Origin of the sequence: Dactylosporangium sp. NPDC049742 (assembly GCF_040674675.1) — a bacterium.
In the GTDB taxonomy this organism is placed as follows: domain Bacteria; phylum Actinomycetota; class Actinomycetes; order Mycobacteriales; family Micromonosporaceae; genus Dactylosporangium; species Dactylosporangium maewongense.
The window spans coordinates 72,343-86,996 of the sequence record NZ_JBFANF010000042.1 but is presented as its reverse complement, the minus strand read 5'-3'; the positions used below and the strand labels follow the sequence as shown (position 1 = coordinate 86,996).

General features: G+C 74.3%; 14 protein-coding genes. 8 read left to right on the top strand and 6 right to left on the bottom strand.

Going from position 1 to position 14,654, the window contains the following annotated elements:
* Positions 1-243 precede the first annotated feature (243 nt).
* The 3 genes from AB0J72_RS38680 to AB0J72_RS38670 are packed head-to-tail and all read left to right on the top strand — an operon-like array spanning position 244 to position 3,287.
* Positions 244-1,122 carry a MoxR family ATPase gene (locus tag AB0J72_RS38680; protein WP_363408236.1) on the top strand — a complete coding sequence of 293 codons (879 nt, stop codon included), beginning with the start codon at positions 244-246 and terminating at the stop codon, positions 1,120-1,122.
* Positions 1,112-2,176 (top strand): VWA domain-containing protein, encoded by a 1,065-nt coding sequence (locus AB0J72_RS38675; protein WP_363408233.1) that lies wholly within the window; start codon positions 1,112-1,114, stop codon positions 2,174-2,176. Before AB0J72_RS38680 ends, AB0J72_RS38675 begins: the two co-directional genes overlap by 11 nt.
* Complete coding sequence (locus AB0J72_RS38670) at positions 2,169-3,287, top strand: XdhC/CoxI family protein (RefSeq protein ID WP_363408230.1); 1,119 nt, start codon at positions 2,169-2,171, stop codon at positions 3,285-3,287. Before AB0J72_RS38675 ends, AB0J72_RS38670 begins: the two co-directional genes overlap by 8 nt.
* Before the next feature lie 3 nt (positions 3,288-3,290).
* Here the strand turns inward: AB0J72_RS38670 and AB0J72_RS38665 are convergent, their stop codons facing one another.
* Positions 3,291-3,572 (bottom strand): LysR family transcriptional regulator, encoded by a 282-nt coding sequence (locus AB0J72_RS38665; RefSeq protein ID WP_363408227.1) that lies wholly within the window; start codon positions 3,570-3,572, stop codon positions 3,291-3,293.
* Positions 3,573-3,778: 206 nt separating this feature from the next.
* On the opposite strand from AB0J72_RS38665, the gene AB0J72_RS38660 reads away from it, so the two are divergent.
* The 4 genes from AB0J72_RS38660 to AB0J72_RS38645 all read left to right on the top strand — a co-directional run bounded on the left by AB0J72_RS38660 (position 3,779) and on the right by AB0J72_RS38645 (position 8,570).
* Positions 3,779-4,318: a (2Fe-2S)-binding protein gene (locus AB0J72_RS38660; RefSeq protein ID WP_363408224.1), complete on the top strand. Its 540-nt coding sequence runs from the start codon at positions 3,779-3,781 to the stop codon at positions 4,316-4,318.
* Positions 4,319-4,403: 85 nt separating this feature from the next.
* Positions 4,404-6,788: a xanthine dehydrogenase family protein molybdopterin-binding subunit gene (locus AB0J72_RS38655; RefSeq protein WP_363408221.1), complete on the top strand. Its 2,385-nt coding sequence runs from the start codon at positions 4,404-4,406 to the stop codon at positions 6,786-6,788.
* Positions 6,785-7,636, top strand: coding sequence for a xanthine dehydrogenase family protein subunit M (locus AB0J72_RS38650; protein WP_363408218.1), 852 nt, complete (start codon positions 6,785-6,787; stop codon positions 7,634-7,636). Before AB0J72_RS38655 ends, AB0J72_RS38650 begins: the two co-directional genes overlap by 4 nt.
* Positions 7,637-7,817: 181 nt before the next feature.
* Positions 7,818-8,570: an SRPBCC family protein gene (locus tag AB0J72_RS38645; RefSeq protein WP_363408215.1), complete on the top strand. Its 753-nt coding sequence runs from the start codon at positions 7,818-7,820 to the stop codon at positions 8,568-8,570.
* 175 nt (positions 8,571-8,745) lie between these two features.
* Here AB0J72_RS38645 and AB0J72_RS38640 read toward each other — a convergent pair whose 3' ends face one another.
* The 5 genes from AB0J72_RS38640 to AB0J72_RS38620 all read right to left on the bottom strand — a co-directional run bounded on the left by AB0J72_RS38640 (position 8,746) and on the right by AB0J72_RS38620 (position 12,623).
* On the bottom strand, positions 8,746-9,339 hold the full coding sequence (locus AB0J72_RS38640; protein WP_363408212.1) for a hypothetical protein: 594 nt from the start codon (positions 9,337-9,339) through the stop codon (positions 8,746-8,748).
* Positions 9,336-10,205, bottom strand: a complete 870-nt coding sequence (locus AB0J72_RS38635; protein ID WP_363408210.1) for an amidohydrolase family protein — start codon at positions 10,203-10,205, stop codon at positions 9,336-9,338. Before AB0J72_RS38635 ends, AB0J72_RS38640 begins: the two co-directional genes overlap by 4 nt.
* On the bottom strand, positions 10,202-11,011 hold the full coding sequence (locus AB0J72_RS38630; protein ID WP_344502881.1) for a metal-dependent hydrolase: 810 nt from the start codon (positions 11,009-11,011) through the stop codon (positions 10,202-10,204). The genes AB0J72_RS38635 and AB0J72_RS38630 overlap by 4 nt, the downstream gene beginning before the upstream one ends.
* Before the next feature lie 42 nt (positions 11,012-11,053).
* Positions 11,054-11,680, bottom strand: a complete 627-nt coding sequence (locus AB0J72_RS38625; protein ID WP_363408206.1) for an SDR family NAD(P)-dependent oxidoreductase — start codon at positions 11,678-11,680, stop codon at positions 11,054-11,056.
* A gap of 433 nt (positions 11,681-12,113) precedes the next feature.
* Positions 12,114-12,623, bottom strand: a complete 510-nt coding sequence (locus AB0J72_RS38620; RefSeq protein ID WP_363408203.1) for a DUF1707 domain-containing protein — start codon at positions 12,621-12,623, stop codon at positions 12,114-12,116.
* Positions 12,624-12,807: 184 nt separating this feature from the next.
* On the opposite strand from AB0J72_RS38620, the gene AB0J72_RS38615 reads away from it, so the two are divergent.
* The coding region (locus AB0J72_RS38615) for a histidine kinase (protein WP_363408200.1) at positions 12,808-14,654 on the top strand (1,847 nt) is incomplete at its 3' end.

The window sequence follows — 14,654 nt, the reverse complement described above, 5'->3', positions numbered from 1 at the left end:
GTGACCGCCGGCCGAGCCGGACGGCCGGAGCGGTAGCCGCCGGACGAGCCGGGCGGCGGCCGGGAGCGGCAGGCGCTGCCGGTACACCCGCCGCAACCGGAACCGGAGCGGCAGGCGCTGCCGGTACATCTGCCGCAACCGGAAACGGAGCGGCAGGCGCTGCCGGTACATCTGCCGCAACCGGAAACGGAGCGACCTGGTGCGGCAGTAGCCGCCGGGAGAATCCACGCGCATAGTGGAGCGGTGCCGGACTTCGAGTCTCCGGCCGCGCTGGCGGCCGGCCTGGCCGACGCGGGCTACCTCGCCGACGAGGGCCTCGCGATGGCGGGCTTCCTCGCGCTGCGCCTGCACCGGCCGATCTTCCTGGAGGGCGACGCCGGCGTCGGCAAGACCGCGTTCGCGGCGGCGCTCGCCGAGACCGCGGGCGTCGAGCTGATCCGCCTGCAGTGCTACGAGGGCCTGGACGCCTCGCACGCCCTGTACGACTGGGACTTCGCCCGCCAGGTCCTGCACCTGCGGGCGCTGGAAAGCATCGGGACGGCGGCGCACGGCACCCTGTCGGCGGAGGAGCTCGAGGCGGACCTGTACCACCGCCGGTTCCTGCTCGCCCGGCCGCTGCTGCGGGCGATCGAGCGGGCACCGTGCGTGCTGCTCGTCGACGAGGTCGACCGGGCCGACGACGAGTTCGAGGCGTACCTGCTGGAGGTGCTCGCCGACGCCGCCGTGACCGTGCCGGAGCTCGGCACGATCACCGCCGAGGTGCCGCCGGTCGTGGTCGTCACCAGCAACAGGACCCGCGAGGTGCACGACGCGTTGAAGCGCCGCTGCCTGTACCACTGGGTCGGCCACCCCACGCCGGAGCGGGAGACCGCGATCCTGCGGCGGCGCCTGCCGGGCCTCGACGAGCGGCTCGCCGCGCAGGTCGCCGCGGCCACCGCCCACCTGCGGACCCTCGACCTGGTCAAGCCGCCGGGCGTCGCCGAGGCGATCGACTGGGCCGCGGCGCTGCGCGCGCTGGCCGCGGACACGCTGACCGCCGGGCTCGCCGACGCCACCCTCGGCGTGGTGCTCAAGGTCCGCGAGGACATCGAGCTGGCAGCGGGGACCGTCGGTGCTCGTTGAGGTGGCGGCGAAGCTGCGGGCGGCCGGGCTGCCGGTGACGCCCGACCGGCTCGCCGCCTTCGGCGAGGCCCTCGACGCCGCCGGGGTCGCCCACGCGTACTGGGCCGGCCGGCTCACCCTGTGCGGCTCACCCGACGACATCGCCCGCTACGACGCGGCGTTGCTGACGGAGGCGTCGCCGGCCCGTGGCCCGTCGTGGCAGGTGCGGCGGCTGCCGGAGCGGTCCCTGTTCCGGGCCACGATGCCGCCGTCGGCGGAGGCCGGCGGGCAGGACCCGGCGCTGTCCGTGCGGGCCGCCGACACCGAGGTGCTGCGCCACCGCGACCTCGCCACCCTGTCGCCCGCCGAACGCGCCGAGGCCCTCGCGCTGCTCGCCCAGGTGGCGCTCGCCGACATCACCCGGGCCGGGCGGCGGCACCGGCCGGCGGGGCACGGGCGCGTCGACCGCCGCCGCAGCGTCCGGGCGATGCTGCGGGCCGGCGGCGAGCCGAGGCCGCTGCTGCACCAGCGGCGGGCGCCGCGACCCCGCCGGCTCGTGCTGCTGATCGACGTGTCGGGGTCGATGTCGCCGTACGCGGACGCCCTTCTGCGCCTCGCGCACGCCTTCACCCGGCACCGTCCACGGTGGACCGAGACGTACACGCTCGGCACCCGGCTCACCCGCCTCAGCCCGGCGCTGCGGACCCGGGACCCGGAGGCGGCGATGCGGGAGGCCGGGCGGCTCATCCCCGACTGGCGCGGCGGGACCCGGCTCGCCGACGGGGTCGCCGCGTTCGTCCGGGGCGACGGCCACCGGGGTGCCGCCCGCCGCGCCGCGGTCGTCGTCTTCAGCGACGGGTGGGAGTCCGCGGAGCCGGCCCGGCTCGGCGCCGCCGTCGCCCACCTGCGCCGTCTCGCCGCCCGGACCGTCTGGGTGAGCCCGCACGCGGGGCGTCCCGGCTTCGCCCCGACCGCCGGTGGACTCGCCGCGGTGCTCCCGCATGTCGACGCGCTCGTGGCGGGGCATACGGTGGCGGCGCTACACGCCGTCCTTGAGGAGGTCCGCCGTGCGTGAGGTTCTCAGCGAGCTGCTCGGCTGGTGGGAGTCCGGCCGTACCGTCGGCATGGCCACCGTCGTGCGCACCTGGCGCAGCTCACCGCGCCCCGCCGGCGCCACGATGCTCGTCGGCCCCGAGGGCGACGCGGTCGGCAGCGTCTCCGGCGGCTGCGTGGAGGGTGCCGTCTACGAGCTGTCCCGCGAGGTCGTCGACTCCGGTTCGCCGGTCGTCCAGCGGTACGGCGTGAGCGACGACGACGCGTTCGCCGTGGGCCTGACCTGCGGCGGGATCATCGAGCTGCTGGTCGAGCCGGTGTCGCGGGACACGTTCCCCGAGCTGGACCGGGTCGCCGCGGCGATCACCGCCCGCGAGCCGGTCGCCGTCGTGTCGGTGGTGGAGGGCCCCGACGACCGCATCGGCCGGCGGCTCGTGGTCTGGCCCGCGTCCACATCCGGGTCGTTGGGGTCCGAACGGCTCGACGCGGCCGCCGCCGACGACGCCAGGGGGCTGCTGGCCGCCGGGCGGACCGACACGCTGCACTACGGCCTGGACGGCGAGCGGCGCGGCGAGGGGCTCACGCTGTTCGTCGCCTCCTACGCGCCGCCCGCCCGGATGATCGTCTTCGGCGCGATCGACTTCGCCGCGTCGGTGGCCCGCATCGGGGACTTCCTCGGCTATCACGTCACGGTCTGCGACGCGCGGCCCGTGTTCGCCACGTCGAAGCGGTTCCCCGGCGCCGACGAGGTCGTCGTCGACTGGCCGCACCGGTACCTGCGGGCGGAGCTGGACGCCGGCCGCGTCGACCCGCGCACCGTGGTGTGCGTGCTGACCCACGACCCGAAGTTCGACGTGCCCGTGCTGCAGGTGGCGCTGCGCGAGGACCTCGCCTACGTGGGTGCGATGGGATCCCGCCGTACGCACGACGACCGGCTCGACCGGCTCAGGGAGGCGGGGATGACGGAGGAGGAGCTGGGCCGGCTGTCCTCGCCGATCGGCCTCGACCTCGGCGCCCGCACCCCGGAGGAGACCGCCGTCAGCATCGCCGCGGAGATCATCGCGGGGCGCTGGGGCGGTGGCGGCGCGCGGCTCACGACGACCGCCGGCCGCATCCACCACGAGGTGTCGTAGCCGCTAGGCGTCCGGTGGCTGGCAGCCGGGCTGGTCGCGGCCGCGGCGCAGGTTGTTGAGCAGCTGCTGCCCGTCCGGTGACAGCGCCACCCGGCGGCTCGTCCGCGCGAACAGCCGCGCGCCGACCCGCAGCTCGAGGGACCTGATCGCCTGGCTGATCCGCGCCGTGGACACGTGCAGGCGCATGCCGGCCCGGCCGAAGTGCAGCTCCTCCGCGAGAGTGAGGAACGCCTCCAGCTCGTGCCGCGCTGCACCGTGGTGGTCGATCCGTCGATCCTCACCCATATCGCCGTCGATCGACACTCGGGCGGGAGTCAGGAAGCCGACACTTCACCGCCGCCGTCTTTTCCCGCTCCGGCGGACCTGATCGAAGTCAAGACCCGCGGAGGGTTGCGTTGATCACTGCTTGTGCGATCTGCTGATCAGGCAGTGGCCCGGGTGCGTCCGCCGCGCGACGGGCCGTTTCGGCACGTCCCCGCGGGAGGTCAAGCGTGTCCTCTTCCCATCGCGTCCGGGTGAGCGTCGACGTCGACGGCAGTCGCTACGTCGACGATGTCGAGCCCCGGACCCTCCTGGTTCATCACCTGCGAGAACGTCTCGGCAAAATCGGCACGGTCGTCGGCTGCGACACCAGCAACTGCGGTTCGTGCACGGTCCTGATGGGCGACCCCGACGGCGTCCAGCGCTCCGTGAAGAGCTGCTCCGTGCTCGCCGTCCAGGCCGACGGCGCCGCCGTCACCACCATCGAAGGTCTCGCCGGCCCGGGCGGGGCGCTGCACGCCGTGCAGCAGGCGTTTCACGAGCTGCACGCCCTGCAGTGCGGCTTCTGCACCCCCGGCATGATCCTGTCCGCCGTCGACCTGCTCCGCGACAACCCGGCGCCGACCGAGGAGCAGATCCGCGAGGGTCTGTCCGGCAACCTGTGCCGCTGCACCGGCTACCAGAACATCGTCCGTGCGGTGCAGTCGGCCGCAACGGCCTTGCAGGCGGCCGGCGAGGACGTCCCACTCAAGGACGAGGTGACGGCATGAGCGGCCCGGAGCGCAGCGGAGGGCTGGTCATCATGGGCGCAGGGTTCGGGTCATGTCGGCGCCGGAGCGCAGCGGAGGTGACGGCATGACCGCCGTCGTGGAACCGTCGGCCGGCGCGGGGGAGGTCGGCGCGGCGCGCCGGCGCAAGGAGGACGCGCGGCTCATCACCGGGCGGACCCGCTGGACGGACAACATCGCGCTGCCCGGGATGCTGCACCTGGCGATCCTGCGCAGCCCGCACGCCAGCGCCCGCGTCACCGCCGTCGACGTCGGTCCCGCCCGGCGGATCCCGGGCGTCGTCGACGCGTTCAGCGGGGCCGACGTCGCCGAGATCCAGGGCAGCCTGCCGTGCGCCTGGCCGGTCACGGAGGACATCGTGCACCCTGTCCGGCCGCCGCTCGCCGACGGCTTCGTGCGCCACCACGGCGAGGCGGTCGCCGTCGTCGTCGCCCGTGACCGCGACACCGCCGCCGACGCGCTCGACGCGATCGAGGTCGAGTACGAGCCGCTGCCGCCGGTCCTGGACCTGGAGGCCGCGTCGCGCGACGAGGGGCTCGTCCACCCCGACAAGGGCACCAACCGCTCGTACACCTGGATCTTCGACTCCGCGCAGGCCGGCACCGGCACCGACGTCGCCGCCGAGGCCGCCACCGCCGAGGTGACGCTGCGCCGCCGGTACGTCCAGCAGCGGCTCATCCCCGCGTTCATGGAGCCCCGCAGCGTCGTCGTCGACCCCGGGATGGGGGAGTACACCATCTGGTCGGCGACCCAGATCCCGCACATCCTGCGGGTGTTCTACGCGCTGCTCACCGGCGTGCCCGAGCACAAGATCCGGGTCATCGCCCCCGACGTCGGCGGCGGCTTCGGCGGCAAGCTGCAGGTCACCCCGGAGGAGATGATCGCGTTCTTCGCCGCACAGCGCGTGCAGAAGCCGGTCAAGTACACCGAGACCCGCGGCGAGTCGATGCTGTCGGCGCACCACGGGCGCGACCAGATCCAGGACATCACGCTCACCGCCCGCCGCGACGGCACCCTGACCGGCATCGACGTGAAGCTCATCGCCAACATGGGCGCCTACCTGGGGCTGGTCGGGCCGGGCGTGCCGATCCTCGGCGCGTTCATGTTCAACTCGATCTACAAGGTGCCCGCCTACCGCTTCGAGTGCGTCGGCGTCTTCACCAACACGACCATCACCGACGCCTACCGCGGCGCGGGCCGGCCCGAGGCGACGTACGCCATCGAACGGGCCATGGACGACCTCGCCGACGAGCTCGGCATGGACCCCGTCGACCTGCGCCGCCGCAACTGGATCAAGGCGGACGAGTTCCCGTTCACCACGGTCGCCGGCCTCGTGTACGACTCCGGCGACTACGACGCCGCGACGGACAAGGCCCTCGACCTGTTCGACTACGCCGGCCTGCGCGCGGAGCAGCGGCGCCGCCGGGTCAGCGGCGACCCGGTGCAGCTCGGGATCGGCGTGTCCACCTACACGGAGATGTGCGGCCTCGCGCCCTCCCGCATCCTGGGCGCGCTGCGGTACGCCGCCGGCGGCTGGGAGACGGCGTCGGTGCGGGTCCTGCCGACGGGCAAGGTCGAGGTGGTCACCGGCACCAGCCCGCACGGGCAGGGGCACGTGACCGCGTGGAGCCAGATCGTCGCCGACGAGCTCGGGGTCGCGTTCGAGGACGTCGAGGTCCTGCACGGCGACACCCGCACGTCGCACAAGGGTTTGGACACGTACGGGTCCCGCTCCCTCGCCGTCGGCGGGGTCGCGCTGGTCGAGGCGTGCCGGAAGGTGCGCGACAAGGCCCGCGTCGTCGCCGCGCACATGCTGGAGTGCAGCCCCGACGACATCGAGTTCACCGGCGGCGCCTTCCGCGTCCGCGGTACACCCGACGCCGCCAAGACGATCGCGGACACGGCGTTCGCGGTGTTCGCGGCGCACGACCTGCCCGACGGGGTCGAGGCGACCCTCGACGCGGACGCGACCTTCGACCCGCAGACGTTCTCGTTCCCGCACGGCACCCACCTGTGCGCGACGCTCGTCGACACCCAGACCGGGCGCGTCAGCATCCACCGGTACGTGGCGGTCGACGACGTGGGCAAGGTCGTCAACCCGCTCATCGTCGAGGGACAGGTGCACGGCGGTGTCGCGCAGGGCATCGCACAGGCGTTGCACGAGCAGGCGGTGTACGACGAGTCCGGCACCCTGCTGACCGGGTCGTTCGTCGAGTACACGATCCCCAGCGCGGCCGACCTGCCGCACCTCGTCACCGACCGCACGGAGACGCCGGCGACCTCCAACCCGCTCGGCGTCAAGGGTGTCGGCGAGGCCGGCGCCATCGCGTCCACCCCGGCCGTCGTCAACGCGATCGTCGACGCGTTGCGCCCGTACGGCGTGGACGACATCGCCATGCCCTGCACGCCCGAACGGGTGTGGCGGGCGATCAAGCGCGGAGGTGCGGCATGATCCCCGTCGCGTTCGACTACCTGAAACCGTCCACAGTGGAGGAGGCGGTGGCGGCGCTCGGGTCGTCCGACGAGGCGAAGGTGCTCGCCGGCGGGCAGTCGCTGCTGCCGGTGCTGCGGCTGCGCCTCGCCGCGCCCGCGCTGCTCGTCGACCTGGCCGGCGTGCCCGGGCTCAGCGGGGTCCGGCTCGACGGCGACACGCTCGTCGTCGGCGCCATGACCACGCACGCCGAGGTGGCGTCGTCGCCGCTGGTCCAGCGGCACGCGCCGCTGCTCGCGGCCGCGGCGGCGACCGTCGGCGACCGGCAGGTGCGGCACCGCGGCACGATCGGCGGGTCCCTCGCGCACGCCGACCCCGCCGCCGACCTGCCCGCCGTCGCGGCCGCCCTCGACGCCACGTACGTCGTCCAGGGCCCCGCCGGGCGGCGGTCCGTCAGCGCCGCCGACTTCGCGGTGGACCTGTTCACCACGGCGCTCGCCCCCGACGAGGTCCTCGTCGAGGTGCGGCTGGCGGGCGCGGACGGCTGGTCGGCGCACTACGAGAAGTTCCACCGCACGGCGCAGGCGTGGGCGATCGTCGGCGTGGCGGTCGCCGTGTCCCGCTCCGACGGCGCCATCGCCGGGGCGCGGGTCGCGCTGACCAACATGGGCCCGGTGCCGCACCGCGCCGTCGAGGTCGAGGCGGCGCTGACCGGGGCGCCGGCGACGGCCGGGGCGGTGGCGGCGGCCTGCGTCTCCGCCTCCTCCGGCACGTCACCGGTGGACGACCTCACCGCCTCCGCGGACTACCGGCGCGACCTGGCGCGGGTGCTGACCACGCGGGCGGTGTGCCGGGCGCTGGGCGTCTGAGGCGCCCGTCAGGGGGCCGTCCGGTTTCCGGGCGGCCCTCATCCCCGCGGCGCGCCGGACCCGGTCGGGGAACCTATCGCGTGGCCGTGCTGCGCGGTGCGCGCCGACGGGACTATGGTCGGAAGCGCGGCCCGGGTCACCGGGCGGCCCGTTGCCGCCGAGCGCTGGGGGTCTGACGACCGTGCTGCTGGAACACAGTTTCACCGTGCCCGTCCCGGCGTCGCAGGCGTGGGACGTGCTGCTGGACATCGAGCGGATCGCGCCCTGCATGCCGGGCGCCGCGCTGACCTCCTTCGAGGGCGACGACTTCGCCGGGACCGTCAAGGTCAAGCTGGGCCCGGTGAGCCTCACGTTCAAGGGCAAGGGCCGGTTCGTCGAGCGGGACGAGGCCGCGCACCGGGTGGTGCTCACCGCGTCCGGCGCCGACAGCCGGGGCGGCGGCACCGCCTCGGCGAGGGTGACGGCGCAGCTGCACGAGGCCGGCGACGGCGGCACGAGGGTCGAGGTCGCCACGGACCTCGACGTCACCGGCAAGGCCGCCCAGTTCGGCCGCGGTCTCATCGGCGACGTGAGCGCGAAGCTGATCGGCCAGTTCGCCGACTGCCTGGCCGGCAAGCTCGCCGCGGGCGGGCCCGCGGCGCCGGCTTCAGCGGCCGCCTTGGACTCGGCCGCTGCCTCGGACCTGGCCGTTGCGTCGGATTCGGCTTCAGGTCCGGCTGCGGTGCCGGTTCCGGGTGAGGGGGCGCGGTCCGCGCCCACGGCGTTGTCGGAGGCCTCCGTGTCGGTGCAGCCCGACGACGAGGTGGAGCCGATCGACCTGCTCGCCGTCAGCGGAGTCGGCGCGGTCGTGCGCCGCGCTGTCCCGTACGTCGTGACCGCCGCCGCCAGCTTCGCAGTCGTGTTCGGCATCATCTGGTGGATCAAACGCCGCTGACCGCCACCGTCCTGGGCAACCCACCTTTTTCGCCGCCCGGGCAACGCGCCCTCGCCGTTCGGCAAGGCAACGTCGCCCGTGCTGCTCGCGTCGTGCCGGTCCTGCCCACGACGCTCCGCGGGTGACGGTCACTCGGCTGCCGCCCGGACCGGCTACGCCGGCGCCACGACCTCGTTCAGGTTGCGGCGGCGGCGCGGCCCTCCGCGAAGAATTCGGCCACCGCGGCCGCGTCGCCGAGGGCGCTCAAGGGCCGTGCGGCACCGAACGACACGTTCCAGAAGTCACCCTCGCGCGGCGTCCACGGGCCGACGTACGCGTACGGCTCGGGGATCGCCGAGTCGCCCGTGGACACCCCGTAGTTCACCTCGTCGAGCGAGATGCCGACGTCGAAGTGCTCCGGCCACAGCACCGGCGTGGCGTCCGGCGCGAACAGGCGCAGCGCCGCGTCGCCGACGGCCAGGGCGGCCAGGGTCACGCTCGCGCCGGTGGTCACGACCGGGTCGCCGGGCCGCGCGCCGGAGCCGTCCTTGTAGACGCCCTCGGCGGCGCCGACGTCCAGCCCCGCGGCCGCCGCCAGCTGGGCGAACGTCTGCCCCTCGTACGGGATGCGGCGCCCGTCGACGACGAGCGCGTCGGCCTCGGCCTGCACGTCGGGTGCGGCGACGGTGGCGAAACCGGCCGGCGTGACCCTGAGCCGGATGGTGCCGCTGCGCCGGTACTGCGGGCCGGCGAGCACCAGCTCCGCCAGGCCGTGGAAGGAGTTCGTCACCGTTCCATCATGCCCGCCGCGTTGCCCCAGCAGACCGCCCGCAGCCAATCGTCACCGAACCCCAGGCGCCGCAACGAGTCCAGCTGGTGCGCGTACGGGTGCGGGATGTTCGGGTAGTCGCTGCCGAGCAGCACACGCCCCGCGAGGCCGAGCTCCTCCACCCGGGGGAGGAGCTCCGGCGGGAAACCCGGGAAGAACGTTGTGAAGACCATCGTCGTGTCGAGCATGACGTTGGCGTACCGGTCGGCGAGGTCGAGGAAGCCCTCGTACTCGGGCGCGCCGAAGTGGGCGATGACGGCGACGAGCGACGGGTGGCGGCGCAGCACCTCGCCGAACGGGCCCGGTCCGGTGTACCCGTTGGCGACGGGCCCGGAACCGGCGTGCACGACCACCGGCGTGCCGGTCTCGGCGAGCCGCCCCCAGACCGGCTCCAGCAGCGGGTCGTTCGGGTCGTAACCACCGACCTGCAGGTGCACCTTGAAGATCCTGGCGCCGCCGTCGAGCGCCGCGTCGACGATCCCGGCCGCGCCGGGCTCCGGGTAGAACGTCGCGCTCGGCACGCACCCCGGCGTCCGGGCGGCGAAGCCGAGCGTCCACGCGTTGAGGTCGGCGGCCATGTCGGGACGGTGCGCGTACGCGAGGGCCGTGAAGTGTCGGACCCCCATCTCGCGGAGGTGGCCCGCCCGTTCGGCGTCGCTGCCGCGGTACCGGATGGGCCACGGCCGCCCGACGAGCGGGCCCCCGGCGTCGAAGTGGGCCCAGACCTTGCGCATCATGCGCTCGGGCAGGAAGTGCGTGTGCACGTCGAACAGGCCGGGCAGGCCCAGCGCCTGCCAGAACGCGGGGACCTCGGCGTCATCGTTCACACGGATATGTTGAACCGTTCGAGCAGGATCGGCGCGACCAGCAGGGAGCCGGCGAAGATCGCGACCGTGGTGAAGACGATGCGCAGCACGACCGTCTCGGTCTTGTCACCCGCGGTCAGCGCCACCGAGTGCGGCAGGCCGATGTTGCGCCACAGCCGCCGGCCGGTCGGGATCGGCCAGAAGATGGGGGATCCGTGCCGGGTGATCATGTCGCCGGCCAGGTGGATGAGGCCGCCGACGCCGACCGCCATGCCGAGCAGCGGGTAGCCGCGGTCTCCGGGGAGCCGCTCGTAGACGAGGTACGCGGCCCCCGCGGCGGCGAGGGTCACGATGAGCCAGCCGGCGCGCTCCGCCCACCGCTCGAACAGCCCGCGCAGCGCCATCGCGAACGCGAAGAACAGCACGCCCATGACGGCCCACTTGCCGAACGCGTTGCACAGCGCCAGGGTGCCGTACCCGACACCGACGTTGAACACGATGGTGTGCGTCAGGGTCCGGTGCCCGTTGCGGCGGCGCGGGTCGTGCTTGAGCCGGGTCAGCATGTAGACGCCCAGCGAGAACTTCTCGACCACCTCCGCCAGGAACAGCGTCAGCACCCCGAACGTGTGCGCCACCGTCGCACCGCCCTGCCGGGTGGTGACCCGCCCCGACAGGTCGAGGTCAGGCAGCAGCGCGCCACCGGCGCAGATCGCCGTGCCGACGGCCAGCTGGAGCGGCGTCTGGTGGAAGTCGGCGAGCTGGTCCAGCGCCAGGGAGCCGGCCAGCCACACGGCCGCCCCGGACAGCGCATGCGAAGAGCCCATCATGATCCGGACTATCCCATGTGGACCCGCGTTCGTACATAGGAGCTACAGCCGCGTTAACCTGCCGGCCACGTCGAAGGTCGTCGCCGTCATCGTCGGCGGCGCGTCCGAGGCCAGGTAGACCGCGGCGAAGGCCACATCCTCCACCCGCTCCGCCTGCGGTGTCCAAGACACGACATTCGCCCGCACTCCCGACGCCGCGACCTCCCGCGCCATGTGTTGCGTGAGCGCCGTCACCCCACCGCCGACCGCGCTCGTCGCCGCATCCGTGCCGAACGGCGCGACCGTCACCACCGTCCCCGTCCGTGCCTCCGCCATCCGCGGCACGAACGCCTGCAACGCCTCGAACGTCGCCGTCAGTCCACTGTCGACAGTCGCGCGGAAGCCGCCGCCACCCGTACACGGGACGACGAACAGCAGGTCGGGAACCCCGACCTCGGTGAGCACCCCCGCGTGCACCGACGCCGTGTCCACCCCGGTCGACACGATCCCGACGGCGTCCGCACCCACCCACCGCAGCTCGTCGACCAGGTCCTGCAGCTCGGCCTCGTCGTCGCCGATGACGGCGATGCGGGCCCCTCGGGCGGCGAGCAGCCGGCACACCGCGGCACCGACCCCGTCAGCACCGCCGAGCACCACCGCGACCCTGCCCTTGAGCTCGGTTCGGTACATGCCACATCCAGCCTTTCGTCGTCTCGTCGTGCCGTGCCTCGCGGGTCGCCCCAGCTTCTCTGCCGTCGTGCCGCGGCCGGCGAGGCCGTCGCGCGCCCCCGTGCCGACCGCTGCTGTCGTCTCCGCTCCTGTACTGCCGGTGCCGGCCGTTGCGGTCGCCTCAGCTCTTGCACTGCCGGGCCCCGCGCACAGCCGCTCGCTGCTTCCCGCTTCGCTGCTCCCGGCTCGCTGCTTCCCGCTTCGCTGCTCCCGGCTCGCTGCTTCCCGCTTCGCTGCTCCCCGGCCGGACGCCTTGTTGCTGCTCCCCGGCCCGGGCGCCTTGTCGGTGCTCCCCAGCCGGACGCCGCGTCGGTCGCGGCTCCACGGCTTGACGGCGCCGGTCGCTGCCGGCGGGGCGCCGCGCCGGTGGCGGCACCCCGCTGAGGCGGCTGGCTCAGCTCCAGCCGTGCCGGTCCGAGGCCGCCGCCCACGGTCCATGACCGTGGCCGTGCCCCCAGTGCCGCCGCCCCCACGGCGGACCCCCCGACCACGGCGCGCCTCCCGACGCCGCCCACCGCCGCCAGCGCGCGTGCTTGAAGACGCTGAGCACCAGGAAGAACAGCGGGATCGCGGGCCAGAAGAAGTGCGCGCCCGACAGCGCCCACAGCCCGGTCAGCGCGACCGCCAACACGGCCACGAACGCGCCGTGCCGTGCGAGGTGCCGCCGGCCCTGCCGCAGGAACTCCGCCTGCGTCTCCGGCAGCTCGAACAGCCCGCGCCGCCCCCCGTCGGGCAGGTCGGCGGTCACCGGCGGCAGCTCGTCGCGGAACTTCGCCGCATACACCTGCGCGAGCCGCTCCTCGCCCTCCTCCAGCGTGAGCCGCCCCTCCGTCATCCCGGCCCGCACCATGTCCGCGTACTGCTCGCGCTCCTTGTCGGAGGCTCGCACCCGTTCGCCGGCCATCTCGGCCCCCTTCCTTGTTGCTTTCAGCCTGCCGCTGACCGCCGCCACGCGCGTCGCACCTGTGTCGTGTCGTCCTGTACTTCCCAGGTCGCACACCAGCCCGTCACGTACGACCCAGGGAGTACGCGACCGCGCGACCTGAGTGCGACGCCGCTGGTCCCGGCCCTGGACTACCTTGGGCGATGTGAGACGACGACCGCCCTGGACCCGGGAGCTGCGCGAGGCGCGCGACGCCCGGCACGCCGCGCGGCTCGCGCACCGCATGGAGTCCATGGAGCGCCACGGCCGCAGGCGGTGGGGCGGCGGCCCGCACCCGGCGGCGATCGTCATCGCCATGGCCCTCGTGCAGGTCCTCGGCACCCGCGCCGCGGCCTATGGCTCGACCGGCCCGCACGTCCTGGACGGCACCGCCTATCTGCTGCTGCTCGCCGGCCCCATCGCCCTCGCGGTCCGCGAGCGCTGGCCGCTGGTCTCCCTCGTCGGCGCGCTGGTGCCGACCGCCGCCTACTTCAGCATGGGCTATCCCGACGGCCCCGGGTTCGTCGCCGCGATCGTCGCGATGTTCACCGCCCTCGCCTCGGGCTATCGCTGGCTGACCTGGGCGGCCGTCGCCGCCGCGTTCAGCGTGTTCGCCGTGCTGGTCCGCGGCGACGAGTCGCTGCCCCGCGTCATCCTCATCGGCGTCTGGTGTCTCGTCATCGCGGGCTTCGGCGAGGCCGCCCGCGTGCGTGGCATGCGCTACTCCCAGATGGCCCGCGACTGGTCCGCCCAGCAGCAGCTCGCCCGCGCCGAGGAGGAGAAGGCGCGAGCAGAGCAGGAGCGTCGCCAGGCCAGCGACGAGCGGCTCCTCATCGCCCGCGAGCTGCACGACGTCATCGGCCACCACCTGTCCCTCATCAACGTCCAGGCGGGTGTCGGCCTGCACCTGATGGACGAGCAGCCCGAGCAGGCCAGGGTCGCCCTCGCCGCCATCAAGCACGCCAGCGCCGAGGCGCTGCGCGAGACCCGCTCCGTCCTCGCCGGCCTCAACCCCGCCGGCGCCGCCCCCCGCACGCCCGCCCCGGGCCTGCGCGACCTCGACCGCCTCGCCGAGGAGGCCCGCGCCGTCGGCTTGCCCGTCACCGTGGACACGACCGGCGTGCCGCGCCCGCTGCCACCCCAGGTCGACCGCGCCGCGTTCCGGATCGTGCAGGAGGCCTTGACCAACGTCCGCCGCCACGCGGGCCCCGGCGCCTCCGCCACCATCGCCATCGGCTACACCCCGACCGAGCTCACACTCCACATCACCGACGACGGCCACGCCAAGGCAAACTCCACGCCCGCCAAGGCGAACTCCACGCCCGCCCAGCCATCCGCGACCGCTCGGCCGTCCACGACTGCTCAGCCGCCCACGCCCGCCCAGCCGCCCACGACCGCTCAGCCATCCGCGACCGCTCAGTCATCCGCGACCGCTCAGCCGCCTGTGACCGTTCAGCCATCCGCGACCGCTCAGCCGCCTGTGACCGTTCAGCCATCCGCGACCGCTCAGTCGTCCGCGACCGTCTGGCCGTCCGTGAAAGGCCAGCCGACCGCACCCGTGACCGCCTCGCCGCCCGCGCCTGCGACTGCCACGCCGCCCGCGCCCGGGACCGCGTCCGTCCAGCCGTCCGCGCCTGTGACCGACTCGCCACCCGTGACCCGCTCGTTGAGCGCAGCCGGTCCATCGAACGCCGCCGGCTTGCCGAGCGCCGGTCCCGATGGGCGCAGGTCCCCTTCGAGCGGGGCGGGGAATGGTTCGATGGCTTCCGTTGCCGGGTCGGCCGGCACCGCGGATGCCGCGTCCACGGGCGGGGAAGCGAGTGCGGCGACCCTGGCCGGAGTGGGCACCGACCAGACCGCCGGCACGACACACGGCGACCCGGCCGGTGACCGGCTCGGCGACAGCGGCGACGGCGGTGACGGGGGCTCCGCCCAGGCTGGCGCGGGCGCAGGTCCTGCCCAAGTTGGTGCAGGCGTGGGTTCCGTCCAGGCTGGTGTGGGCGCAGGTGCCGC

Coding starts and splice junctions, on each gene's coding strand:
- AB0J72_RS38665 (WP_363408227.1), bottom strand. CDS start 3,572: ATGGGTGAGGATCGACGGATCGACCACCACGGTGCAGCGCGGCACGAG.
- AB0J72_RS38655 (WP_363408221.1), top strand. CDS start 4,404: ATGACCGCCGTCGTGGAACCGTCGGCCGGCGCGGGGGAGGTCGGCGCG.
- AB0J72_RS38650 (WP_363408218.1), top strand. CDS start 6,785: ATGATCCCCGTCGCGTTCGACTACCTGAAACCGTCCACAGTGGAGGAG.
- AB0J72_RS38630 (WP_344502881.1), bottom strand. CDS start 11,011: ATGATGGGCTCTTCGCATGCGCTGTCCGGGGCGGCCGTGTGGCTGGCC.
- AB0J72_RS38625 (WP_363408206.1), bottom strand. CDS start 11,680: ATGTACCGAACCGAGCTCAAGGGCAGGGTCGCGGTGGTGCTCGGCGGT.
- AB0J72_RS38620 (WP_363408203.1), bottom strand. CDS start 12,623: ATGGCCGGCGAACGGGTGCGAGCCTCCGACAAGGAGCGCGAGCAGTAC.